This window comes from Paenarthrobacter sp. Z7-10, from assembly GCF_026932795.1.
Classification (GTDB): Bacteria; Actinomycetota; Actinomycetes; order Actinomycetales; family Micrococcaceae; genus Arthrobacter_M.
Window position 1 is genome coordinate 1 of the sequence record NZ_JADPVH010000006.1, and the last position, 23,494, is coordinate 23,494.

General features: G+C 64.0%; 20 protein-coding genes and 3 pseudogenes. 14 read left to right on the plus strand and 9 right to left on the minus strand.

Annotated features, from left to right (window positions below):
* A partial coding sequence (locus IV498_RS03030) for a hypothetical protein (protein ID WP_269045076.1) occupies positions 1-230 on the minus strand: 230 nt, incomplete at its 3' end.
* Between the two features lie 105 nt (positions 231-335).
* On the opposite strand from IV498_RS03030, the gene IV498_RS03035 reads away from it, so the two are divergent.
* Together IV498_RS03035 and IV498_RS03040 are read left to right on the plus strand one after the other, a co-directional pair.
* Positions 336-734: a hypothetical protein gene (locus IV498_RS03035; protein ID WP_269045077.1), complete on the plus strand. Its 399-nt coding sequence runs from the start codon at positions 336-338 to the stop codon at positions 732-734.
* A gap of 8 nt (positions 735-742) precedes the next feature.
* Positions 743-1,516, plus strand: coding sequence for an ABC transporter permease (locus IV498_RS03040; RefSeq protein WP_269045078.1), 774 nt, complete (start codon positions 743-745; stop codon positions 1,514-1,516).
* On the opposite strand, the gene polA is transcribed toward IV498_RS03040, so the two are convergent.
* Positions 1,510-4,143, minus strand: a complete 2,634-nt coding sequence (polA, locus tag IV498_RS03045) for a DNA polymerase I (protein ID WP_269045153.1) — start codon at positions 4,141-4,143, stop codon at positions 1,510-1,512. The genes IV498_RS03040 and polA overlap by 7 nt on opposite strands.
* 148 nt (positions 4,144-4,291) lie before the next feature.
* Between polA and IV498_RS03050 the strand changes: the two genes are divergently transcribed.
* Complete coding sequence (locus tag IV498_RS03050) at positions 4,292-4,762, plus strand: hotdog fold thioesterase (RefSeq protein ID WP_269045079.1); 471 nt, start codon at positions 4,292-4,294, stop codon at positions 4,760-4,762.
* Positions 4,759-5,313: an adenylate kinase gene (locus tag IV498_RS03055; RefSeq protein WP_269045080.1), complete on the plus strand. Its 555-nt coding sequence runs from the start codon at positions 4,759-4,761 to the stop codon at positions 5,311-5,313. The genes IV498_RS03050 and IV498_RS03055 overlap by 4 nt, the downstream gene beginning before the upstream one ends.
* A 107-nt stretch (positions 5,314-5,420) precedes the next feature.
* Here the strand turns inward: IV498_RS03055 and IV498_RS03060 are convergent, their stop codons facing one another.
* Complete coding sequence (locus tag IV498_RS03060; RefSeq protein ID WP_269045081.1) at positions 5,421-5,648, minus strand: hypothetical protein; 228 nt, start codon at positions 5,646-5,648, stop codon at positions 5,421-5,423.
* 533 nt (positions 5,649-6,181) lie between these two features.
* A pseudogene (locus tag IV498_RS03065) lies at positions 6,182-7,351 on the minus strand (inorganic phosphate transporter); the annotation flags it as partial.
* A gap of 251 nt (positions 7,352-7,602) precedes the next feature.
* Between IV498_RS03065 and IV498_RS03070 the strand changes: the two are divergent.
* Together IV498_RS03070 and IV498_RS03075 are read left to right on the plus strand one after the other, a co-directional pair.
* Positions 7,603-8,778: a zinc-dependent alcohol dehydrogenase gene (locus IV498_RS03070; protein ID WP_269045082.1), complete on the plus strand. Its 1,176-nt coding sequence runs from the start codon at positions 7,603-7,605 to the stop codon at positions 8,776-8,778.
* A 148-nt stretch (positions 8,779-8,926) separates the two neighbouring features.
* On the plus strand, positions 8,927-9,604 hold the full coding sequence (locus IV498_RS03075; protein WP_269045083.1) for a phosphoribosyltransferase: 678 nt from the start codon (positions 8,927-8,929) through the stop codon (positions 9,602-9,604).
* 36 nt (positions 9,605-9,640) lie between these two features.
* Here the strand turns inward: IV498_RS03075 and IV498_RS03080 are convergent, their stop codons facing one another.
* Positions 9,641-10,798: a hypothetical protein gene (locus IV498_RS03080; RefSeq protein ID WP_269045084.1), complete on the minus strand. Its 1,158-nt coding sequence runs from the start codon at positions 10,796-10,798 to the stop codon at positions 9,641-9,643.
* A gap of 461 nt (positions 10,799-11,259) precedes the next feature.
* Here IV498_RS03080 and IV498_RS03085 point away from each other — a divergent pair, with 461 nt between their 5' ends.
* The 5 genes and pseudogenes from IV498_RS03085 to nboR all read left to right on the plus strand — a co-directional run bounded on the left by IV498_RS03085 (position 11,260) and on the right by nboR (position 15,707).
* Positions 11,260-11,862, plus strand: a complete 603-nt coding sequence (locus IV498_RS03085) for a (2Fe-2S)-binding protein (protein WP_442951268.1) — start codon at positions 11,260-11,262, stop codon at positions 11,860-11,862.
* The gene (locus IV498_RS03090; protein WP_269045085.1) at positions 11,859-12,917 is read left to right on the plus strand and encodes an FAD binding domain-containing protein; all 1,059 of its coding nucleotides are present in this window, start codon (positions 11,859-11,861) and stop codon (positions 12,915-12,917) included. Before IV498_RS03085 ends, IV498_RS03090 begins: the two co-directional genes overlap by 4 nt.
* A gap of 79 nt (positions 12,918-12,996) precedes the next feature.
* Positions 12,997-14,427, plus strand: a pseudogene (locus IV498_RS03095) (molybdopterin cofactor-binding domain-containing protein); the annotation flags it as partial.
* Positions 14,413-14,997, plus strand: coding sequence for a molybdopterin cofactor-binding domain-containing protein (locus IV498_RS19010; RefSeq protein ID WP_269045155.1), 585 nt, complete (start codon positions 14,413-14,415; stop codon positions 14,995-14,997). The pseudogene IV498_RS03095 and the gene IV498_RS19010, both read left to right, overlap by 15 nt.
* Before the next feature lie 8 nt (positions 14,998-15,005).
* Complete coding sequence (nboR, locus tag IV498_RS03105) at positions 15,006-15,707, plus strand: nicotine blue oxidoreductase (protein WP_442951270.1); 702 nt, start codon at positions 15,006-15,008, stop codon at positions 15,705-15,707.
* A 116-nt stretch (positions 15,708-15,823) separates the two neighbouring features.
* On the opposite strand, the gene IV498_RS03110 is transcribed toward nboR, so the two are convergent.
* Positions 15,824-16,885, minus strand: a complete 1,062-nt coding sequence (locus IV498_RS03110) for an aldose 1-epimerase family protein (RefSeq protein WP_269045086.1) — start codon at positions 16,883-16,885, stop codon at positions 15,824-15,826.
* 104 nt (positions 16,886-16,989) lie between these two features.
* Positions 16,990-17,828 (minus strand): annotated as a pseudogene (locus tag IV498_RS03115) (SDR family oxidoreductase).
* A 233-nt stretch (positions 17,829-18,061) separates the two neighbouring features.
* Between IV498_RS03115 and IV498_RS03120 the strand changes: the two are divergent.
* The 3 genes from IV498_RS03120 (at position 18,062) to IV498_RS03130 (ending at position 21,693) form a co-directional block, all read left to right on the plus strand.
* A complete protein-coding gene (locus IV498_RS03120; protein ID WP_269045088.1) occupies positions 18,062-19,519 on the plus strand; it encodes a cation:proton antiporter domain-containing protein in 1,458 nt (485 codons plus the stop codon).
* Positions 19,520-19,587: 68 nt separating this feature from the next.
* On the plus strand, positions 19,588-20,526 hold the full coding sequence (locus IV498_RS03125; protein WP_269045089.1) for a phosphatase PAP2 family protein: 939 nt from the start codon (positions 19,588-19,590) through the stop codon (positions 20,524-20,526).
* A 183-nt stretch (positions 20,527-20,709) separates the two neighbouring features.
* Positions 20,710-21,693, plus strand: a complete 984-nt coding sequence (locus IV498_RS03130; RefSeq protein WP_269045090.1) for a diacylglycerol/lipid kinase family protein — start codon at positions 20,710-20,712, stop codon at positions 21,691-21,693.
* A gap of 12 nt (positions 21,694-21,705) precedes the next feature.
* Here the strand turns inward: IV498_RS03130 and IV498_RS03135 are convergent, their stop codons facing one another.
* Together IV498_RS03135 and IV498_RS03140 are read right to left on the minus strand one after the other, a co-directional pair.
* Positions 21,706-22,431 carry an esterase/lipase family protein gene (locus IV498_RS03135; RefSeq protein ID WP_269045091.1) on the minus strand — a complete coding sequence of 242 codons (726 nt, stop codon included), beginning with the start codon at positions 22,429-22,431 and terminating at the stop codon, positions 21,706-21,708.
* Complete coding sequence (locus tag IV498_RS03140; protein WP_269045092.1) at positions 22,422-23,369, minus strand: alpha/beta fold hydrolase; 948 nt, start codon at positions 23,367-23,369, stop codon at positions 22,422-22,424. The genes IV498_RS03135 and IV498_RS03140 overlap by 10 nt, the downstream gene beginning before the upstream one ends.
* Positions 23,370-23,494 lie beyond the last annotated feature (125 nt).

Below are 23,494 nucleotides of genomic sequence, written 5' to 3' on the forward strand. Positions count from 1 at the left end.
GCTACAAAGTCCCCCGGCGAATGCGCCTCTGGCTGCGCGCCAGAGACCGGACCTGCACCTTCCCCGGCTGCCGCACCGTAACCGCTGACACCCAACTGGACCACCTCAAAGCCCACGAACACGGCGGCACCACCGACGACGATGACCTTAGCAGCGAATGCCGCCGCCACCACTACTTCAAACACCTCCCCGACGGCAAAGACCGCCACGGCCACCACCACCCCGCACATTCCAATTCCGACACCAACTCCAGCAATGGCTGCGGCACCGACAACGAATCCGAGACCAGCGTCGGAGCAGACCCGCCACTGACAGTCCGCGGCTGGAAACCCACGATGACCGACTCCGGCATCCCCGCCTGGACCGCACCCTCCGGCCGGACCTACCCACCCATACCCCGCGACATCACCCCACCCATCCTGCCCAACCACTTCACCACGCCACCGCCCGGCCTCAATGACCGCGAGGCCCCGGAGGACCGTCCTTGGCCGACCCTGCCTCAAGACCCGGACTCAGACACGTGGTGGCAACACCTCCACCAATACCTCTCCGAAGCCGGATCTGAGACTCCCGAACGTCCCTACGCCGAACCGGACGAGACAGCGACCTTTCATGACAAGCAGCCCCGCAGTCCATACCGTCAGCAACCCTACGCAGCGTGGCCAGCACCGGGTCTGGTCCACACCCCAACCTCAACAGCATTGCACTGCCCGGTTGGCCGGAACCCGGGATAATGCAGACTGTGGACAATTCGACCCTGCTGAACACCGGCCCCGTCAGCTGGATCCTGCTGGCCGTTCTGCTGGCCTTGGCCGCGGTGCTGTGGCGGGGAGCCCTGGGACGCCGAGCCCGGGAAATGGTTCTTGCCGGACTCCGAGCCTTGGTGCAGTTGGCGGTCGTTGCGCTGATCATCTCCCGACTGGCCGGCCATCCCGGCGTGGCGCTGCTCTTCGTGGCACTGATGTTCCTGATTGCAGTCTGGACCTCTGGTCGGCGGATCACTCCGCACGGACGTTGGTGGTTTGCCGCAGTTCCCATTGCCGCAGGAGCCCTCCCGGTAGGTGCCCTGATGTTTATCAGCGGGGTTCTGCCCTGGAACGCCTTGGCGCTGGTGGCCGTGCTGGGTCAGCAGGTAGGCGGCGCCATGGCCACAACCACGTTGTCCGGTCGACGACTTGAGGCGGAACTGCTGAGCCGTCGTGGCGAAGTTGAGGCCGCCGTCGCCCTCGGCTTTCAATGGCCGGCGGCCCGGTCGTTGGTGGCGCGGCCCGTCGCGGGCGAGGCTGTCCTGCCCAGCCTTGACCAAACCCGCACAGCCGGAACTGTCACACTCCCGGGCGCCTTCGTCGGTCTCATTTTGGGTGGCGCGTCAGCCTTGGATGCAGGCCTGATCCAACTGCTGGTGCTGATTTCGCTGCTGGCTGTGAACAGCGCGGCCGCCTGGGTGACCATGTTGCTCAGTAACCGGGGCGTGTGGCACTACGCCCCGGCGCCCACAAGGCATGTTGGTCAGTGACCTGCTTCGTGCCAGCTCGTACCTGTGCCCACCTGAACCTCAAGCGGGACGGAGAGCTGCGCCGCGGAGCCCATCTGTTCGACCACCAACTGCGTTACGGATTCCAATTCGCCGTCGGCCACCTCAAGGACCAGTTCATCGTGGACCTGCAGCAGCATCCGTGAAGCAAGCCTCCGGGACCGAAGCTCAGCGGCAACGCCCAGCATGGCTTTCTTGATGATGTCGGCGGCAGAGCCTTGAATCGGAGCATTCAAGGCAGCTCGCTCGGCCATTTCCCTAAGTTGGCGCTGGTCACTGGAAAGGTCCGGCAGGTAGCGCCGGCGTCCTTCAATCGTGGAAGTGAAGCCATCTCTCCGGGCCTGCTCCACGATCCCACGCAGATAATCCCGAACTGCGCCAAAACGGTCGAAATAGTCCTTCATCAGGGTCCGGGCCTCATCGACGGGCACTGCCAGCTGCTTGGACAGACCGAAGGAACTGAGGCCATACACCAGGCCGTAGGACATGGCCTTGACCTTGGAACGCATGGCACTTGTGACCTCGTCCGGGGCGACGTGGAAGACATGCGAACCGACAAAGCGGTGGAGGTCCTCACCGTCCCTGAACGCCTGGATCAGAGCTTCGTCACCGGACAGGTGCGCCATGATGCGCATCTCGATCTGGGAATAGTCTGCAGTCAGCAGGGTTTCGTATCCGTCGCCGACAACGAACACCTCACGGATCCGCCGGCCGGCCTCGCTGCGGATGGGGATGTTCTGCAAGTTCGGGTTGTTGGAGGACAGACGTCCGGTGGCGGCCACATTCTGTGCATAGGTGGTGTGGATCCTGCCGTCGTCGGCAATGGACTTGTTCAGCCCTTCCACGGTCTGGCGCAGCTTGGTGGCATCCCGATAGGCCTGCAGCTGCAGCAGGAACGGATGTCCCGTCCTGACGGCAAGGTCCGCCAGCGCGTCGGCATCAGTGGAATAGCCGGTTTTGATCTTCTTCGTCGTGGGCATGCCCAGTTCGTCGAAAAGCACGGTTTGAAGCTGTTTCGGAGAACCGAGATTAACCTCGTGGCCGATTGCCTCGAAAGCTGCCGCTTGGGCCGCGTCGATGGTCGCCGTGAAGTCAGCCAGCAGCTGATCCAATCTCGGTGCTGAAACGGCCACCCCAGTCAATTCCATGTTGGCCAGCACATTGGCAAGCGGCAGTTCCAGCTCGCCCAGCAGAGTATTTGCCCCCCGCTCGAGCAACTGTCCAACAAAGTGCTCGCTCAACTCCCGAGCCACATAGGCCTTCATCACTGCATCGGCAGCCGTTGTGTCCTGGCCCAGCCCCAGGTCGAGCTGGCCGGCGGTTCCAGCACCGGTCGAGCTGACGGAGATCCTCAGGTGTACCTGGCTCAGATCGGCCAGCTCATAGCTGCGCCGGTCGGGCTGGATCAGATAAGCCGAGATGGATGTATCGTCCACCACTCCCGCCAGTGTAAATCCACGGGCGTACAGACTTTTGTATGCGGATTTAAACTCATGGACCACCTTGGGCGCGTCCCGGCTGGTCAGCCAGGCGCCGAGGACCTGCTCAGCTGCGGCGTCAAGGTGGGCGAACTCCACGTAGGCTGCTGAATGCTCGGCCACCAATGCCAAAGCGATGGCATCGCGACCCTGGACCGCGGCTTCAAAAACTACCTGCAGTCCCACCTTGGCCAGATTCGTGCCGACGAACCAGGAGCGAAGACTGGGAGCGTCAGTGAGCAGGACGTGGTCCGGCGCAGTGTGCGCTTCGGCAGCGTCGGCAGATTCATCTTCACCGAAAAGTTCCGCGAGGCGTTTGCGCAGTGTGTTGAACTGCAGGGCGTCGAAAAGCTCTTCGACCTGATCACTATCCGGGCGCTGGAGCACCATGGCATCAAGGACCACAGGCAGCTCCAAGTCACGGAGCAGGTGATTCAGCCGCCGGTTGCGCTTTACCGTGTCCACGTTCTCACGAAGGGCCGCCCCCACTTTTCCGCCAATTGCGTCCACGTTGTCCAAAATGCCGTCCAGGCCACCATAGAGGTTGATCCATTTGGCTGCGGTCTTTGGGCCCACGCCAGGGACGCCGGGAAGATTGTCCGCCGTTTCCCCGACCAGTGCCGCCAGATCCGGATACCGTGCCGGGTCAACGAAGTATTTTTCCTGCACGGCCGCGGCGTCCATCGGGGGGATATCGGAGATGCCCTTTTTGGGGTAGAGGACGGAGACCTTATCCGTAATCAACTGAAAGGCGTCGCGGTCCCCGGAAACCACCAGTACCTCCCAGCCGGCCGCTTCCCCCTGCGTGGCAAGGGTGGCAATGATGTCGTCCGCCTCGTATCCCTCCAGTGAAATGGTGGGAATGCGCATGGCGTCCATGACTTTGATGATCAGGTCCACCTGACCGTGAAATTCCTCGGGGGACTTAGACCGCCCACCCTTGTATTCGGCGTATTCCACGGAGCGGAAGGTTGGGGTGTCGAGATCGAAGGCGACCGCCACGTGAGTCGGCTTCTGCTGGCGGATCATGGCCAGCAGCATGGAGGTGAACCCATAAACCGCGTTGGTGTGTTGGCCGGTGTCAGTTGAAAAATTTTCCGCGGGCAGCGCGTAGAAAGCCCGAAAGGCCATGGAATGGCCGTCAATCACCAGCAGCCGGCGGGGACCGCCGTCGAGCCCCTGAGACTGTTCCTGAGTCGGGGAAACTGCCTCCGGAGGTTGTGCTGCTGATTCAGGGGCCGTTTTGGTAGTTTCACTCACAGGTGCCAGCCTAGTCATCATGACGGACAATTACACAGCGGATGCTGCCGGCAACGCGCATCTGGCTGAGCTGATCGCGGCCGGAGTACCCGAGGAAATGCACGAATGGTTAAGCGCCTTCGGGGTGGGGACGCTTGTAGCCAAAATGGGCATCAAATTCCTGCAGATGAGCGCCCAAAAAACGGTCGCGACTATGCCTGTGGAGGGCAACACCCAAGTGGCCGGAATCCTGCACGGTGGTGCCCACGTGGTGCTGGCCGAGACCCTGGGCTCCTTTGCCTCCGGGATCCACGCTGGGCCGGGCGGTCAGGCTCTGGGCATCGAGGTGAGTGCGACTCATCACCGGAGCATTTCCTCCGGTCTTGTCACGGGTACCTGCACCGCAATTCATCTGGGCCGCACCTTGGCGACCCACGAAATCGTCATGAGGGATCCGGAAGGGCGCCGCCTCTCGACGGCCCGCATCACAAACCTGATCCGCAGGCCGTGACCCCGGGTTTACCTGCAGCGCGGCGCATTCTGATTTACGGCGTCACCGGCTCCGGTAAGTCCACCTTCGCTCGCCAGCTGGGCGCAGTCACTAAACTTCCCTGCCATTTGGTTGACGACGAGATCGGCTGGCTTCCGGGTTGGAAGTCGCGGCCGATGGCCGATCAGCAGGCACTTGCCTCCGCAATCGCGGCTGGAGACGAGTGGATTCTGGACTCTGCCTATGCCCAATGGCGGAGCGCGGTGATGCCAAGAGTCGAGCTGCTCATTGCCCTTGACTATCCTCGCTGGCTCTCGTTCGCGCGGCTGACGCGGCGCAGCTTGCGCCGGGTTTACCGTTGTGAAGAGGTCTGCAATGGAAATCGCGAAACTCTGGGCAGGCTGAGGTCCGCGGATTCGATTCTGCTTTGGCACTTCTCATCGTTTGCCCGCAAACGCCGGACAATGCGGGCTCTGGCCGCAAATCCGGGAAAAATGCACGTTGTAATCTTTCGGCACCCCCGACAAGCCGAACGTTGGCTGGATCAGCTCGCCAAGCTGGTCGTTGAGTAGCTGGGAAAGGCGTTCGACGACGCAGCTGCGGGACAAACCGCGGTGCTCGACGGTCAGGTACTCAATGTTTGCCGCGGTCCGGCCAATTGCCGCGGATCCGGCCTGGCCTATTTAGGATGGAACGCAGGAACAATCAGGTAGATGCCGTAAAGCACGGCCGCCGCGCAGAGAGCAAAACAAACGTAGGCGCCGACCCGTGCAATTCGTGTGCTGGGTACGTGCTCATCGACGCTTACGGCGTACAGCCGCACGCCTACAGAATAAAGCCCAACCACCAAAACCGCTGAAATAATGGTGGCGATGGCGACGGCCAGGAAGGCCCCCCAGTTAATCATGGCTGGTCCTTCCGGTTCGGAGTATCCGCGGGTGCCGGCGCGGGAAACGAAGTCTGTGCAGCAGGAGTCGTTTCTTCAGCGGTGGATTCCGCCGGTTGTACCACTGTCGGTTGCGCGGCTGCATGCTTGCCCCCGCTTCGGCCCTCGCCCCGTTCGGCTGGGGCGCCTCCACTCGGCGCTGACGCGTTCTGCTTACCGGTACCGGACCGGCCGGCACCGGTTTTACCCGCATCAGTCTTGCCGCCACCAGGCTTGCCGCCGTCGGGCTTGCCCGCACCCAGCTTGCCCGCGCTGGTTTTACTACCGCCTGGTCGACCACTGCCCGACTTGTTGGTGCCCGATTTACCCGCACCTGGAGACTTCCCGTCTGCCCCCTGCCTGCTGCCCGGGGTACCGGTGCCGCCTGCCGATGCTGGCCGTTTCGCGGCCGGACCCTGCTTCGATGTCCCGGACTTAGCCTTCGCCGCGGATTTCTGCGTCGATTTCAGCGCCGCTTTCCGTGCAGCCTTCATCCGTGCAGCCTGCCGCTGACGCTGCTTTTTGGTGGGAATAGTCACCGTCCCACCGACGACGCCCACCTCGCTGATGGCATTCCTATGGTCGACGCGCTCGCGCTGGGACAGGAAGAAGATCAACAGGATGGCGCTGAGTCCGAGGACGGCGTCGATGAGGACACCCACCGGTCCAAACCCCGCGACGAATGCGGCGAACCCACCCACGATCGCGGCGGCCGGCAGTGTGAACAGCCATCCGAGGGCAATCTTGCCGATAGCGCGCCAACGGACCGTGGATCCCTTCCGGCCCAGGCCCGAGCCCACTACCGATCCCGATGCCACATGCGTGGTGGACAGCGCGAAGCCCAGGTGCGACGACGCCAGGATAGCGGCCGCGGTGCTGGTTTCCGCGGCGAATCCCTGCGCCGGCTTAACATCCGTCAGACCACTGCCGAGGGTTCGGATGATGCGCCAACCACCCGTATAGGTGCCAAGCGCGATGGCCAGAGCACAGGAACCGACCACCCAGAAGACCGGTCCCGTCCCAGCCGCCTGCATATTGGCGGAGATCAGGACCAGGGTAATGACACCCATAGTCTTCTGCGCGTCGTTGGTACCATGCGCCAGCGACACCAGGGAGGAGGAGAAGACCTGCGCGTAGCGGAAACCGCCGCGCTTCTGCACCATCTTGTCACCGGAATCCGGGTCGGTACGGCGGGTGATGGCGTAGGCCAGCTTTGTGCACAAATACGCCACACCGCCGGCGATCAGGGGCGCGAGGACAGCGGGAAGAATCACCTTGGACAGCAGCACACTCAGGTCCACCGCGTGGAACCCAATGCCGACGACGGCGGCGCCAATCAATCCTCCGAACAAGGCGTGGGAGGAACTCGATGGAAGCCCGAAGAGCCACGTCATCAGGTTCCAGAGCACCGCACCCAGCAGCCCCGCGAAAATCAGCACCGGGGTGATCTGCACACCTGACGTGCCCTCCCGAATCAATCCACCGGAAATGGTCTTAGCCACTTCAGTGGACAGGAAGGCGCCCACCAGGTTCAGCACCGCGGACAGCGCAACCGCAGTCTTCGGCTTGATGGCACCCGTCGCTATTGGGGTGGCCATCGCGTTGGCGGTGTCGTGAAAGCCATTCGTGAAATCAAAGAAAAATGCCAGTGCTATGACCAGCACCACCATGACGGTTAGATCCACCCGCGATCCAATCTGAGGGAATAGGAATTGTGCGCCGGCGAACTCCGTAGGTTTCCGGATCCGCCCCGCGCATTGGAGAGCCAAGAAGATCCTACGCGGGAAGCCGGACCAGACAAAAGTTCAACGGCCGGCTCGGCGGCGTCCGCGAAAGGCAGCCCCCTTACTACCTTGACTCGAGCGTGTACTGCGAGTTGGATCGGAAGGAGGCTCTATAACCGGCGTTATCACCCGCGTTGACCCGAGGAGACAGCATGAAAGCACTGACCTGGCAGGGACGCCAGTCCGTGAGCGTGGAGACAGTTCCCGATCCGACCATCCAGGAACCGACGGATGCCGTGGTCAGGATCACCTCCACAGCCATCTGCGGATCCGATCTGCACCTCTACGACGTCCTGACGCCCTTCATGCATCGGGGTGACGTTCTAGGTCACGAACCGATGGGGATCGTGGAGGAAGTTGGGCCGGGCGTCTCGAACCTCTCCCCCGGCGACCGCGTCGTGGTTCCCTTCAATATTTCCTGCGGCACCTGTTTCATGTGCCGGCGCGGGCTGCAGTCCCAATGTGAGACGACCCAAGTGCGGGACAAGGGCAGCGGAGCGGCGATTTTCGGTTACAGCGAGCTGTATGGCCAGGTGCCGGGCGGACAGGCAGAGTATCTGCGGGTTCCGCACGCCGACTATGGACCGATCAGGGTTGGAACCGAACTTGAGGATGAACGCTACCTGTACCTCTCGGACATTCTGCCCACCGCATGGCAGGGGGTGCAGTACGCCAACGTGCCCGACGGAGGCACCTTAGCCGTGCTGGGCCTGGGCCCTGTCGGCCAATTTGCGGCACGCATCGGCCGCCATCTTGGCTATCGAGTGCTGGCCGTCGATCCCGTCGCGGAACGCCGGGCCATGGCCGAACGCCATGGCGTGGAAACGTTGGACCTGACGAAGGATATCGCGGCGGAACTGAAGGACCGCACGCAGGGGCGGGGCCCGGATTCCGTGCTCGACGCCGTCGGCATGGAGGCCCACGGCTCCCCCGTGGCCAGCTTCGCGCAGCAGGCGGCAGGCCTGCTGCCCGACGCACTGGCGAAGAAAGCAATCGAGTTGGCCGGGGTGGACAGGCTGTCCGCGCTGCACGCCGCCATTGACGCAGTTCGGCGCGGCGGCACGCTGTCCCTAAGCGGCGTGTACGGCGGGCAGGCAGATCCGATGCCGATGCTGACGCTGTTCGACAAGCAAATCCAAGTTCGGATGGGCCAGTGCAACGTCAAGCGTTGGATCGACGACGTTCTTCCACTGGCCGAGGACGAGGCCGATCCGCTGGGCGTTATGGATCTGGTGACACATCGCGTCCCGCTGGCCGAGGCGCCCGCGGCCTACTCGCTGTTCCAAAAGAAAGCCGATGGTTGCATCAAAGTCATCCTCAAGCCCTGAACGGTGTGGATGGGGAAACGAAAGGAGAGTCCATCATGGCTCGTTATGACGCCGTCTATCCGCCTGCGGGCACCCAAGAGTTCCTGGGGGGCTGGGTAAACAGCTTTCGACAGTTCACCGGCCGTGTCCTGGGCTGAGCCGGGGCAATGTGCAGCCTTTTTCAGACCGCAGAGACGCGGGCAGGCGGCTCGCCGGGCGACTCCAACGCTATGCTGGCCGCCCGGATGTCTTGGTTTTAGGGCTCCCCCGCGGTGGCATTCCGGTGGCCGCCGAAGTGGGGCGGGCACTTGGTGCTCCGCTGGACCTGGTGGCCGTGCGGAAAGTTGGTGTCCCATCCCATCCCGAGCTCGCCATGGGAGCGATGGCGACCATTGCCGGCCGCACGGAGACAGTCTTCAATGAGGAGGTTATGGCCAGCCTGGGACGGCGCAAGATGGCCATCCAGACCTTTGAACTCGTCGCCTCCCGTGAGCGCGTCGAGTTGGCCCGGCGGGAGGCATCCTACCGGGCGGGCCGGCCAGTTGTTGGGCTGGCGGGGCGCATCGTTATTCTGGTCGACGACGGTCTGGCGACCGGTTGCACAATGCGCGCGGCCGCAGCCGCCGTCCGCCGTCATGAGCCTGCACGCCTCGTGATCGCGGTCCCCGTGGCAATCGGGACTGCATGCCGCGATGTGCAGGACGCTGCCGATGAGATTGTCTGTGTGTGGACTCCCGCGGCGTTTCGTGCCGTTGGCCAGGCATACCAGAACTTCGAACAGACCACCGATGAAGAAGTGCGCATGCTGTTGGCCACCGGAGGCAGTAATGACGCAGCAGGACCTTGAAAGAAGGAATAGCCCGCTGCTCTGGTCATCAACTGATCACCCGGGCTCATCAAATCCAAGGCGTTTCTGCGTCCGGGCCGCGGTCCGCCGAGCCTTTTCCGCCGTCCTCCGGCAGGTATCCAAGTCCCGGCCCAGGTCTGCAGACTCGTCCTCCAAAGCGTCGAGATTCTGCCGGAGGATCCGAAGCCGTTCGTCGAGCTCATCCCGTTCCCCCTCAAGCGCGGCCCGGCGGTTTCCGACCGCCAGCATCCGCTGCTGCAGCCGCTCCAAACCGGCAGCTGCATCGTCTGCCGCCCGCTGAGCCTGCTCAGCCAGCAATGCCTGCTTTGCCTGCTTTGCCTGCTTTGCCTGCTTTGCCTGCTTTGCCTTTTCATCCTCCTGCGCGCGATTAGTTTGCGCTTCCGCCCGCTTGGCTTCCGCTTCCCCCGCAGCCGCCTGCGTCCGCCGACGCGGTTCCCCTGCAGCGGTTTTGTCGGCGCCGGCACCAGCGCTTGCTGCAGCGCTCCGTCCAGCGTCCACGGAGTCGGCCGTTTGGTTTGTCGACTCGGACAGGGAGCCGGGAACGGCCAACGCTCCAGCCAGATCCACCGAATCCAGACCGTTCGTGGACAACGGGCGGATCAGCTGCCCACTGAGCACGGCTGCCACAGCTCCGACGTCCGTCAGGGCGGCCCATAGCGTTTGTTCCACTTCCACAGCGGCCGGACCGCTGACCTTATGACCCAAATCATGGGCCAGCTGCCGACTCTCAGCGCCCACCGCGTTCAACAGGCTGCGCCGTTCCTTACTCAATTCCCGCAGCTGTTCGTGGTCAAGTTCGTCGTTCGCCCGCCGCAGCGAATGGCCCAGATTCATTAGCTCGGAGATCATTGCTGGACGGTGCCGTACAAGCATATTGACCAGCCAGGCCGATGCGGACGGTTTGGCCAGAGCCGCGATGCTGGCGGCAAGCGCCCGATTATTGTCTCCGCGTGCCTGCTTCGCGAGCACATTGCGGCCGACGGTGAATCCGTTGGAATCCAGAGCATAGAGTTCAGCGGCGGCAGCGGTCAATTCCTTCTCGGCATCGGTTGCGGATCCACTCTCCACCTCGGTCGCGGGACCACTGTCCACCTCGGTTGCGGATCCACTGTCCACCTTTGCCGCCGTAGTTGCGGATTTTTCGCCCCGTTTGGGGCCGTTTTGGTTTGCCATGGAAGGTCTGTCCCCTCGCTCCCGTCTGGCCTCCTACGATACGGGCTGCGGCTTGAACGTCCGTGGGACGCGACCAACGTGATGGTGACACAACATCGTTGCGCTGTATCCGGCAGCCAGGAGCGGCCGGGTGGACGGCTTGGCGCTTGGGCGCCCGGACGCCAGCCAGACAGCGCTCCAATGCAGACAGCGCTCCAGGCAGGACCGCATTCGACTCCGGACAGGGCTCCAGGCAGGACCGCACTCGACTCCGGACAGCGCAAGGTAAAGGGTCGAGGTGAAGGGTTGTGTCCTCCCGGCACCCGGGATAGGTTACGAGAAAGTTCCGCACCGGAGCGCGAGCCTGGCAAGAGACACCGTCCGCAGTGGTTCCGCAGTGGTTGAGCCAGCCGCACGGGAGCTCGTGGCAGCCGGTGCGGGGATCCCGAAATAGCCCGGAGGTGCTGCTCGTGGAAGCCAACGTGACGTTGCACGTGGACGGCGAGGAGCGGTCCGCGGTGGTGGAGACGCGCACCACGTTGCTGGATCTGCTGCGCGACAAGCTTGGAGTCAGCTCGCCGAAAAAGGGCTGCGATCACGGTCAATGCGGAGCCTGTACCGTCCTGCTGAATGGAAGGCGGGCGACGACGTGCCTGGCTTTCGCCGTCGCCCACGAGGGTGCGAGCATAACCACCGCTGACGGACTCGCCGACGTCGGCGACCTGCACCCGGTTCAGCAAGCATTCCTTGACCAGGATGGATTCCAATGCGGCTATTGCACCCCCGGGCAGATCTGTTCGGCCGTGGGGATGCTCGATGAGGCAGCGGCGGGCCAGCCGAGCCATGTCACCCCGAACGGCGGCGTAAGCGACCCGACGGGGATCAAGCTCACCGACGCGGAGATCCGCGAACGGATGAGCGGCAATCTATGCCGGTGCGGCGCTTACGTGAACATTGTCGCCGCCATTCGTCAGGCAGCCGGCGCTCAAGCAGCCGGCGCTCAAGCAGCCGGCACCGCAGCAGACGACACCCAAGCCGCCGGGACCCCAACCGCCGGGACGGATTACTCCGGGGACCGGTCATGATTCCCTTCGACTACCGGCGCGCCATAGATGTGGACAGCGCCGTAGCTGCAGCCACTGCCAATCCACGGGCCGCTTATCTTGGTGGCGGCACAAATGTGGTGGACCACATGAAGCTTGGCATTACCGGCCCCGGGATGCTGGTGGATATCACGGGGCTCCCGCTGGATGAGATAAAGGAGCTTCCCGACGGCCGGCTGCGGATTGGCGCGACTGTGCGCAACAGCGACCTGGCGGCGGACCCGCTCATCCGCAGGCGCTATCCGGTGCTGTCCCAGGCATTGCTCGCAGGCGCTTCGGGTCAGCTGCGCAACCTTGCCACCACGGGCGGTAACCTGCTGCAGCGCACGCGCTGTGTGTACTTCCAAAACGTCACGACGCCATGCAATAAACGTGAACCGGGTTCCGGCTGTTCGGCGCTGGAAGGCTACACGCGGTACCACGCCATCCTCGGTGCCTCCGCTGACTGTGTGGCCGTGCATCCTTCGGACATGGCCGTTGCGATGGCTGCCCTGGATGCGGTGGTGGTCGTCACCGGAGTGCACGGCGAGCGAAGCATCCCGCTGCGGGATTTCCACCGGCTTCCGGGCCGGGAACCGGAGCGGGACACTGTACTGGATCATGGCGAGCTGATCATCGCCGTCGAGCTGCCCGCGCTTCCCGCGCGGGCCCGCTCCAGCTACCGCAAGGTCCGTGACAGGGCGTCCTACGCGTTCGCCCTGGTCTCGGTTGCGGCCGTACTTGAACTGGAGATCCCCGAAAACCGTGGCACAGTCGGCGCCCATCCTGCTCAGCCGCCCGGTCCCGCTTTAATCAAGGACATTCGGCTGGCGCTGGGTGGAGTGGCACACAAGCCTTGGCGTGCCAGCCGTGCCGAAGAGTTCCTGCGCGGCAAAGAAGCCGTCGAGGAGAATTTCCGCCGCGCGGCGGAGGAAGAACTGGACTCCGCCGCAACGCTGCGGGACAACGCGTTCAAGGTTCCCATGTCCCGTAATACCATCGTGGCGGTCCTGCGGGATCTCACAGCCGCCCAAGCCGGCAAGGAGCAGCAACGATGAGCCAACTGCTGCCGGCCAGGGCCATTGGAGTAGGACTGGAGCGTCTGGACGGTGTGGCCAAGGTGCGGGGCACCGCGCCATACGCCATAGAGCAGCCAGTGGAGCACCCGCTCTATCTTCATCCGGTACAGGCAACCACAGCGCGGGGGACAATTACGTTTCTGGACACCTCGGCCGCCCAGGCTCTGGACGGAGTCCAGACGGTGCTGACGCACCTCAACGCGCCGAAGTTAGCCGCCACCGACGATGCCGAATTGGCTGTGCTGCAGTTCCCCGAGGTTGGATTCCGCGGTCAGCTCATCGGTGCCGTTCTGGCCGAATCTCCGGAAATCGCCCGGCATGCGGCGTCGCTGGTGCGCGTGACCTATGCCGAAGTCGCGCATGACGCGGATTTTCGGGTCGATCGTGGGGATCTCTACGCGCCGGGCAAAGTTAACGCCGGTTATCCCACCGACACTGACCAAGGCGACGCCGACGCTGCGTTGGCCTCCTCGGCGGTGGTCCTGGAAGGCACATATACAACGCCGCCGGAGCACAATAATCCGATGGAGCCGCACACGACTGTCGCCTGCTGGAAGGACGGCGCCCTTACGCTGTACGACTCAACTCAGGGGGCGCACACCGTCCGGGATACGCTGGCGCCGATCTTTGGCGTGCAGCCGGAGGATATCCGGGTCATTTCCCCGCACGTCGGCGGCGGCTCAGGTCGAAGGGGATGCCGCACGCGCACGTGGTACTGGCCGCCCTGGCCGCCCAGCGCAGCAACGGCCGTCCGGTGAAGTTCGCGCTGACGCGGCAGCAGATGTTCGCCCTGGTTGGCTACCGGACGCCCACCGTGACGCGGGTGCGGCTGGGGTCCGACGACGACGGCCGGCTCACCGCCGTCGTCGTCGATGTGGTGGAACAAACCTCGAGAATCAAAGAATTCGCCGAGCAGACGGCCGTTCCGGCCCGGATGATGTATGCCGCGCCCAACCGACGCACCAGTCACCGCCTGGCTGCCCTGGATGTTCCAGTTCCGTCCTGGATGCGGGCGCCCGGCGAATGTCCCGGCATGTTCGGACCCGAAGTTGCGATGGACGAGCTGGCCGATGCCTGTGGGATTGATCCGATTGAGCTGCGTGTGCGCAATGAGCCCGGCATCGATCCGGAGTCCGGCAATCCCTTCGGCAGCCGGCACTTGCTGGATTGCCTGCGCGAAGGAGCCACACGGTTCGGCTGGGAGCGGCGGACGCGCCAACCCGGGACGCGGCTGGAGGACGGCTGGCTCATTGGGATGGGCGTGGCTGGTTCCACCTATCCATTTCGCCGGCAGGGCGCGAATGCGGCCCGAATCAACTACGGGGCGGACGGAATCTACACAGTGCAGATAGAGGCCGCGGACATCGGCACCGGAACCTGGACGGCGCAGACACAGATTGCCGCCGATGCTCTGGAGAGCCCGGTGGGAAAAATCCGGCTGGAGATCGGTGATACGTCGTTGCCGCGGGCCTCGGTGGCTGGCGGTTCCACCGGCACCGCCAGCTGGGGGGACGCAATTATTGCCGCCGCGGGGGCCTTCCGTGCACAGCACGGCGCGGATCCGGCGGCCGGGGCCGAAGCACAGGCCGCCGGCTCGGAAAACCCGGACCAGGACAGCTTCGCGCTGCATTCCTTCGGGGCGCAGTTTGCCGAGGTACGGGTCAATGCCGACACCGGCGAAATCCGAGTTTCCCGGATGCTGGGCGTTTTTTCGGCCGGCCGCATCATCAATCCGCGAACCGCGCGGTCACAGTTCATTGGCGGCATGACCATGGGAATAGGTATGGCACTGCACGAACACAGCGTGATGGACCCGCGGTTCGGCATCATCGTCAATTGCGACTTTGCCGAGTACCACATTCCTGTCAACGCGGACATCGAGGACGTCGATGCGGTCTGGCTCGAGGACGTGGATCCGCATGCCGGGCCGCTGGGGGCCAGGGGAATCGGCGAAATCGGCATCGTGGGCGCCGCGGCGGCCGTGGCCAACGCAGCCTTCAATGCCACCGGCATCCGGGTCCGCGACCTGCCTCTGACGGCCGACAAATTCCTTCGCTAAGGCCGGGGATTCCGGCCGGCGAGCCTGGCGCCGTTCCGGCGAGCGAGTCTGGCTCCGTTCCGGCGAGCGAGTCTGGCGCCGTTCCGGCGAGCGAGTCTGGCGCCGTTCCGGCGACCACCGGCATCCTGCTGGCCGCCGGCGCGGGGACCAGGCTTGGGAAGGGACCCAAAGCGCTGCTGCCCTACCGGGGCGTGACACTGGTCGAACATCTGGCCGGCGTGCTGCTGGCAGGGGGCTGCACTGATGTCATCGTCGTCCTGGGCTCCGAAGCGGAGACGGTGCGGGCGGGAACGCTGCTGCCGGGGTGCCGAACCGTCGTCAATCCGCGCTGGGCGACTGGGCTGGGATCCTCACTTCAGTGCGGGGTTGCCACCGCGGCTCCGCTGGAGAACGTGCTGGTGGCCCTGGTGGACCAGCCGGGCGTGAATGCGGAGCTGATCCGTCGACTGCGGAAACAGCATCAGGACGGCCGCATAACGGCCGCTGGATACTCGGATGCCTCAGGCCGGCTGCGCCGCGGACATCCCGTCCTGTTTGACGCTGATCTGGCGCGGGAGGCGGCCGCGGCCGCCTCCGCGGACACCGGCGCACGCAGTTACCTGCGCGCGCATTCATTCCTGCTGGACACCATCGACTGCTCCGACCTCGGAACCGGCCAGGACATCGACACACCGGCGGACCTGCCACTGCTGGATCAGTCTTCCCGCTAACGCCTGGCCTCAACCGGAACCAAATCCCGGGTACCTGGATCGACAGCCCGACCCCGCGGCCGGTCTTGGCTGCGCTAAGCCGCTCGAGCCCGGGCTCACTGTCTATCTATCGGGGCTCACTGTTCGGGAAAAGGATCAATGCCCCAGCTGGCGCTGTGGTGCTGGCCGGGCAGCAGGGTCAGCAGTCCGTCACCGCTGTTAAAGGCGTTGGGCGCGCAGGTCATCGGCTCCACGCCCATGCCTGTGCGCCGGCGTTCGGGTTGGGGAAGAGTATCGCCGGTGAAGATTTCCAAGTAGGGATAGGACTCGTCCACCCACAATTCCACCGCCGACGCATTGGCTCCGGACTCCAAGCGCACCCGCGCCCGCCCGTCCGGTCCACGGTGCAGGTCGGTATAGGCCACATCGATCTGCCGGTCAGCCAGCTGCTGCGCCGTCCGCAGGTCATAACGGGTGCCGTCAACAGCCTTTCGACCCACCGGTATGCCCCGTTCGTCCACGGGCAGATAGATGGATCCCGGCACCTGGGCACGGTCAGTATTAATGACAGAAGACCCAACACTGAGGTATGGATGGGCGCCGGTTCCATAGGGACAGGGAGAGTCGCTGAGGTTTGTAACACTGGTCCGCACGGTCAGTCCGCCGTCATCCAACGCGTAGTCCAGCCGACACCGCAGAACCCACGGCCAGCCCTGGCAGGCGTGCAGGACATGAGTGAAACTGGCGCTGGCCTGCGAGGACTCGGCAAGCTGCCAGTTGGCCCAGCGCGTCAGACCGTGGATGGCTCCGTGCTTGGCCGGTTCGGTGAGATCCAGTTGGTGATCCGAGCCGCCCCAGCTGTAGCAGCCATCGGCAATCCTGTTGGGCCAGGGAATCAGGGACTGACCGCGCGCACCGGTGCACATTTCCGACTCTTCGTATCCGTCCAGCAGAGTGCGCTCCCCCACCGTGTAAGACCGCAACGCCGCACCCACTTCCGTGAGCATAACCGTTTGCTCACCATGCGAAATTTCGTATTGGGCGCCCGACGGCGGTGCCGCCGCCGGGGTTCCGGTTCCCGTCGTTGCCGTCCCGCTTCGGGCCTGGCCGCCACCAATCGTGCTTCCGGTTCCGCTGTTGGTTCCGCTGGCGGAACCCGCCGGTACCCCGCTGTTGTCCATGCTGACGCCGTCGTGCATGCTGATTTTCCGTCCTTACTCGTTCCACGTCGTTCCGGGCTTCGGCTCTTTCCGCCACCTTAGCGTTTATGCCTGTCCGTTGGCTGTCCGCTGGCTGCTCGTGGCTACAGAACCGGCTTTCCGCCGGTGACTGCGATGCGGGCGCCGGAGATGTAGCTGCCGTCGTCCGAGGCGAGCAGCACATATGCCGGCGCCAGCTCCGCGGGCTGGCCCGGGCGTCCCAGCGGCACACCGGTGCCAAAGGACTGAATCTTTTCCTGCGGCATCGTGGACGGTATCAGCGGCGTCCAAATCGGTCCCGGCGCCACCGAGTTCACGCGAATGCCCTTTTCACCAAGCAATTGGGCCAGGCTGGCGGCAAAGTCGGCAATTGCTGCCTTAGTCGCCGCATAGGGTGCCAGGGTCGGGCTGGGCATGTCCGAGTTGACCGAGGAACTGGCGATGATCGAAGAGCCCGGAGGCATATGCGGCACGACCGCCTTGGCCAGATGGAACATGGCACCGATATTGAGTTTGAAGGTGTGGTCCCACTCTTCCTCTGAAATCTCGTCCAGCGAGGAGTGATTCATCTGGAAGGCCGCGTTGCTGACCAGTATGTCCACCTTCCCAAATTCCTGCACGGCCCGATCCACCACATCTCGGCATTGCTGTGAGTCGGACAGATCTCCTGACAGCAGCACCGCCTCCCTCCCCGCGTCCTGGATCAGTCGGGCGGTGTCGTTGGCGTCCTCGTCCTCATTGAGGTAGGCAATGAGGACATCGGCACCCTCGCGAGCAAAAGCAATGGCCACGGCGCGGCCGATTCCGCTGTCCCCGCCGGTGATAATGGCCGCCTTTCCCGTCAGTTTTCCGCTTCCTCGATAGCTGTCTTCCCCGCAGTCCGGAACGGGATCATGCGGGACTGAACTCCGGGCGGGTCTTGGTGCTGCGCGGGCTGGTTCATGGCTGTTTTCCTTCTGGGCTCGGTGGGCAGCGTCGCGTTGGCGTCGCGCCAATGCCGACCTATGCAGTCGTGCTTGGCTCGGAAACCGTTCGAAATCAACACGGGTGTCTGCCCCGCGTCTTACGCCGGCTTCCATTGAGCCGATGCTAAGCAACCTTATCGTATGGTTAGCTCGGGCAGGGGATGCGGGCAGGCCAACGAAGGGCTGTCCGATGAAGGCGTAGGATTCTTGCGTGAGAGATGTCGAACCCTTCAGCGTCGTCATCTTCCTTGTTGCAGCAGCCTTGATTGTCGCCGTACTCTCCAATCGGCTAAGCGACCGTATCCGTATCCCGGCTCCCGCCCTGTTCCTGATAGCAGCCGCCGTCGCATCGGATGTGTTTCCGGCTTTGGGTGCCATACCGCTGGAGATCGACGAACGGATTGTCACAGTCGCGCTGATCTTCATCCTGTTCGACGGCGGCATGCACATGGGCTGGAAACGGTTCCGATCCGCGTCCGGATCCATCGTCTGGATTGGAGTGGCGGGCACCGCCGTCACGGCGGGAGCCGTGGCCTTCGCCGCTCATGCTTTGTTTGGGTTCGACTGGCGCACCGCGCTGCTCCTCGGGGCCGCGCTTTCGCCCACCGATCCTGCGGTCGTTTTCTCGGTTCTGGGCAAACGGGAAATTGCCGGCCGGAGTGGAACGATTCTCGAGGGTGAGTCCGGTGCCAATGACCCGGTTGGAATTGCGCTGATGGCGAGTCTGCTTGGAGCCAGCGGGGCTGGATTCGGAGCGGTCGCCGCCGGGGCTGGAAACTTCGCCCTCCAGATGGCAGTGGGCGCGGCGGTCGGCGGGTTGGGAGGCTACGCACTGGTGAAGCTGATGCGGCGGGTGGCCCTTCCGAACGAGTCGCTGCACTCGGTGCGCACCATTGCCTGTGCCGCCTTCATCTATGCTGCGGCGACCCTGCTGCATGGCTCGGGCTTTCTGGCCGTTTTCCTGGCCGGCATCATCGTCGGCGATGCCCGCGCCCCCTACAAGCGCGAGATCGAAAGGTTTGTCTCGGGCTTCGCCAGCATCTCGGAAATCGTAGCCTTTGCTGTTCTGGGGCTCAGTGTGTCCCTTCGCGAACTGCTGGTTTCGGGCGCACTATGGACAGGGCTGGCCTTGGCCGCGCTGCTGATTCTCGTTGTCCGGCCAGTGCTGGTCGGTGCTCTGCTGTGGCCGGTTAGGCTGCACCGCGGCGAGCGCCTGTTCGTGCTCTGGTCCGGGCTCAAGGGCGCCGTGCCCATCCTGCTCGGGATGTTCATCCTCGGTTCGGGAACTGCTAAGGGCTCGACCGTTTACTCGATCATCTTCGTCGTTGTGCTGGTCTCGGTCGTCCTCCAAGGGAGTTTGGTCCCTGCCTTCGCCGGCCTGTTCCGTGTTCCGATGCGCCAAGTCCAGCTTGAACCCTGGGCCTTCGGGCTAAGGTTCCGGAACGAGCCGCACGGACTTCATGACTATGTTATTGCGCCGGGCTCGCCTGCCGATGGATGCACAATTGCCGAACTCTCACTGGGGGAATCCGGTTGGATCTCCATGGTAAGGCGGCACGGACAACTGGTTCAGGTTCGAGGCACCACAACACTGCAGGCCGGCGATACGGTGCTGGCCCTGTCCGAGCCTGAGGGTGGTCTCGCGGACCTTTTTAAATGCCCGCGCTGATAGCCTGACCGACACTGCGCGAGTTCCGCGGTTACCGAATACTCAGTACGCTTAGATAGATCCAGTCCATGCCGTCGGATTGGCCTACAGATCGGACCAACCCGTTGGCGGATGACCAGCAGCATCACGCGCCCTCCCGAAGCCCGAATGTTCCAGACCAGTCCGGCGCCCAAGCCGCTGAGCGCTCGGGTGTACGCGGCGAACTGCGCGACGACCGCTTTGTGGGCGGCCGTGACCTCACGCACTGGAAGTCGTCGTTTGGTCGGTTTTTGGCACGGATCATCCTGTGGATCGGTGCGCGGCTGGGTCCGCACACGGCGCTCGTGCTCACGCTGGTTGTCGGAATCCTATTGGCGGTGTCACTGACCGCGGTGTCGGCGCAGGTCTATGAGTCCGTAACGGAGGCCGACGGCGTAGCTGGGTTGGATCATCCCCTGCTGGAGACCGCCATGTCCCTGCGGTCCCCCGCTCTCGACGCTGCCGTAACCGCCTACACCGACGTCGGCGGCACCGTTGGCATGCCCATCCTGGCGGCAGTGGCACTGACCGTCCTGGTGCTGACACGCCGATCCTGGACGCCGGTGATCCTCATTGTTGCCGCGGCCGCCGGCTCGCTGTCCATGACCATCGCGGGCAAGCGCTTGATCGGTCGGGCGCGGCCTCCCCTAGCCGATGCCGTTCCGCCGTACGAGCATTCGGCTTCCTTTCCCAGTGGTCATGCCCTCAACGCCGTCGTAATCGCCGGGATTGTGGCCTATCTGCTCATCCTGCGCCTGCACAGCACGCGCTCGCGGGTGCTGTGCGCCGTGGTGGCCGCCGTCTTCGCGATCACCATTGGTTTGAGCCGGGTCTTCCTGGGCCACCATTGGTTCACCGACGTCCTGGCCGCCTGGACGCTCGGGCTGGCATGGCTGGCTTTGGTCATCACGGCTCACCGGCTCTACCTCACGGTGCGAAAGGTGCGCCGTCACGGGAGCGAATCGGGTACGGCCGACTCACCAAGCTGATCATTGCGATGGCCGGCCGGGCGGGACGGACCGCCGTGTCCAACGGATGGGCCCTCCCGCGGACAGCAAGGTTCTGCCGATAAGCTCGTGCTCAGCAGCGCAAACTTCAACCGGCCCGATTCCACAGACAGTTTCAACTGATAATTTCAACAGGCAATTTCAACCACCGGGAAGCAGCAATCCATGACCGAGTCCGACCCCACTTCCGCCGGCGCTCCCGCCCGGCGTGCCGCCGTCGTCGTCAATCCCGCCAAGTCCTTGGACTTGGATCTGCGGGAGGCGGTGCAGGAAATCTGCCGCGACGAGGGGTGGACGGATCCGCTGTGGCTTGAAACCTCGGTGGAGGACCCAGGCGCAGGGCAGGCGCGGCAGGCGCTGGAGGAAGGTGTGGACGTCGTCCTGGCAGCCGGAGGGGACGGCACGGTACGCTGCGTCGCCGGAGTCCTCGCGGGCACGAATACCGCTCTGGGGCTGATCCCGCTGGGCACCGGAAATCTGCTGGCCCGGAATTTGGGCATAAATATCAGCGACCCGGCGCTGGCCGCCTGGCAGGCCCTGACCGGGACGACGCGGCGCATAGATGTGGTCCGCGCCGTGGTGGATGACGCGGCCGAGGAACAAATCTTCCTGGTGATGGCCGGCCTGGGCTATGACGCAGCCATCATGGCGGACACAAATGACGGCCTCAAGGACCGGGTGGGCTGGCTGGCGTATGTTGACGCCGGAATCAGGAATTTGCCGGGTAAACCGGTCAGGGCCAAAATCAGCATCGACGGGGCGCGGCCGGTAAGCCGGAGGCTGCGCAGCCTTATGGGCGGCAACTGCGGACGGCTGCAGGGTGGAATCGAGATGTTCCCGGGAGCCCAGCCCGACGACGGCGTATTGGATCTCATGACCCTGGCTCCCAGCGGGACATTTGGCTGGTTCGCGGTCCTGGCCGGACTTTTTACCCGCGGCCGGACCAAGGATCCAGCCGTCGAATATTTCCAAGGTAAATCCGTCCAGGTGGCAACTGATGTGCCGCAGGAAATTCAGCTCGACGGGGACCATATTGGCCAGGGATCCCGGCTTACGATGACCGTCGATCCCGGCGCCCTGCTGGTGACATCGTCAAACGAGTCGAGGCCTAAGCCTGTCACGTTCCCGGCCGGCCGGCCGACGTCCTGAAACACCCCGCCGTCACGGGCGCAGTGCGTGGCGGATGGCTTGATGCAGGGACTCTTCCGCAAGAATCCGAAAATGCCCCATTACGTCCAACTGGACGTTTTCGCTGCCTTCCAGATAGCTGCCCCCTGGAATCTGCGGATCGAAGACCCCGTAGATGGAAGTGATGCGGGCATTGACTTCCAGATTGGCAAGCAGGGCGAGCAGGACGGGATTGCGCGGGGAGAACGCACGGATCACCGGTGTGAGGGCATAGCGGGCGTAGCGCGACCCGGAGAACGGCGTGCAAACTGCCACCATTTGGCGCACCCTGGGGCCCGCGTCCGCGGACAGCATCACGTGCTTTCCGATCAAGCCACCCTTGCTGTGCGCGATGATTGTGACATCCGTCAGGTCGGCCTCGCTTAGGTAGCTGCCCACCAAGGCGGCCATGTCCACCACGGATCCGACGTTGTGACCCAAGGGTTCAACGACGTGGACCGCATGTCCAAGGCCATGAACGTAGTCCATGACGGGGCGCATCAACTGCCAGGTTTCGTAGACGCCCGGGATAACGACGACGGGACTGGCGCCAGACCGGGACGGCACCAGATAGGGCGCCGGATCCATTCGGTGCAGAAAGCCGTGGATCTGCCAGTAGGTGACATAGGCGTAGTCCAAAATCCAGGTGCGGCCCTGCCGCAGCAGGCGGTGGCCCCGCGAGTGGGGCGCATCGGCTGGCCCGCTGGGATTCAACGGCAAGCGCCAGTTGCAGTGTTGGTGGCCGTGCCGGCGGCGGTAGTGCCCGTGGCCATGCCGGCCGTAGTGCCGGTGGCCATGCCGGCCGTAGTGCCGGTGGCCATGCCGGCGGTGGTTTCAGTGTCGGCGCCGGTAGTGCCGGTGACCATGCCGGCGGCGGCTGCATCACTGGTCCGTGACAGCATCGCGAGGCAGCCGGCTGCCACGGCTGCGGCGTGCCGGAACATCATCACGTGTGCTCCGCCTTCGATCGTTTCCGCCGTACCATTGCGGCAGGCTTCGGCAAGCTCCCGGGTCCAGCGCTCCGGAACAATAGGATCACGTTTTCCCCGCAGAATCAGCACCGGCGTGGACACCAGGCCGATGCGCTCCTCCAACCGGTGGCCGAGCATCTGGGGCAGCGTTTTGAGGTACCAGCGCAACCCACAGCGGGCATAGTCCGAAAAGACGATGAAGTTCACTGCCGGTGGCTCCAGGCACGTGTCCTGCAGCAGCCGCAGCCCCTGCTTCCAGGCTGTGCGTTCCTTACGGTTCACGGTCGGTCCCAACAGGACCAGCGACGTGACCGCCGCCGGGTTGAGGATGGCTACTTCCACCACGACCTGGCAGCCCATCGAATGTCCTATGATTGTGGCGGGGCCGCAGTCCAGCTGCTCAAGCGCCCGCTCCACCAAATGAGCGAAGTCCGGAACCGTCAGGGGCCGGCGGGGGTTGGCGTTGGCCGCGAAACCTGGCATCTCGATCAGAAGCACCGTACCGTGGCGGGCAAGCTGCGCCGCGAGCGGTGCAAAATAGCGGCTGGAAGTTCCGATGCCATGCACCAGCACAAACGTCTTGCTTCCAGAGCCCAGCGTTCGCACCGTGAACGCGAGTCCTTCGACTGTCAGCTCGACAGCCCGAGGTGCCTCAACTGTCGAAAACGGCTGCGATAACACAAACACGACCTTCCTTATGCCGACGATGATTCAACAATAGCGGAGCGCGCTGGTCGCTCCGGCTGCAGTGCCGCTGCAGACTCTGCTGGCGTGCCAGCCCCAGAAGGTGGCTGCTTTCCTGGTCTAAGTCG

Bases quoted from the DNA above. Each gene is read 5' to 3' on its own strand.
- IV498_RS03035 (WP_269045077.1), top strand. From the start codon at position 336: ATGACCGACTCCGGCATCCCCGCCTGGACCGCACCCTCCGGCCGGACC.
- polA (WP_269045153.1), bottom strand. From the start codon at position 4,143: ATGGCCTTTCGGGCTTTCTACGCGCTGCCCGCGGAAAATTTTTCAACT.
- IV498_RS03050 (WP_269045079.1), top strand. From the start codon at position 4,292: ATGACGGACAATTACACAGCGGATGCTGCCGGCAACGCGCATCTGGCT.
- IV498_RS03060 (WP_269045081.1), bottom strand. From the start codon at position 5,648: ATGATTAACTGGGGGGCCTTCCTGGCCGTCGCCATCGCCACCATTATT.
- IV498_RS03070 (WP_269045082.1), top strand. From the start codon at position 7,603: ATGAAAGCACTGACCTGGCAGGGACGCCAGTCCGTGAGCGTGGAGACA.
- IV498_RS03080 (WP_269045084.1), bottom strand. From the start codon at position 10,798: ATGGCAAACCAAAACGGCCCCAAACGGGGCGAAAAATCCGCAACTACG.
- IV498_RS03090 (WP_269045085.1), top strand. From the start codon at position 11,859: ATGATTCCCTTCGACTACCGGCGCGCCATAGATGTGGACAGCGCCGTA.
- IV498_RS03110 (WP_269045086.1), bottom strand. From the start codon at position 16,885: ATGCACGACGGCGTCAGCATGGACAACAGCGGGGTACCGGCGGGTTCC.
- IV498_RS03125 (WP_269045089.1), top strand. From the start codon at position 19,588: ATGCCGTCGGATTGGCCTACAGATCGGACCAACCCGTTGGCGGATGAC.
- IV498_RS03130 (WP_269045090.1), top strand. From the start codon at position 20,710: ATGACCGAGTCCGACCCCACTTCCGCCGGCGCTCCCGCCCGGCGTGCC.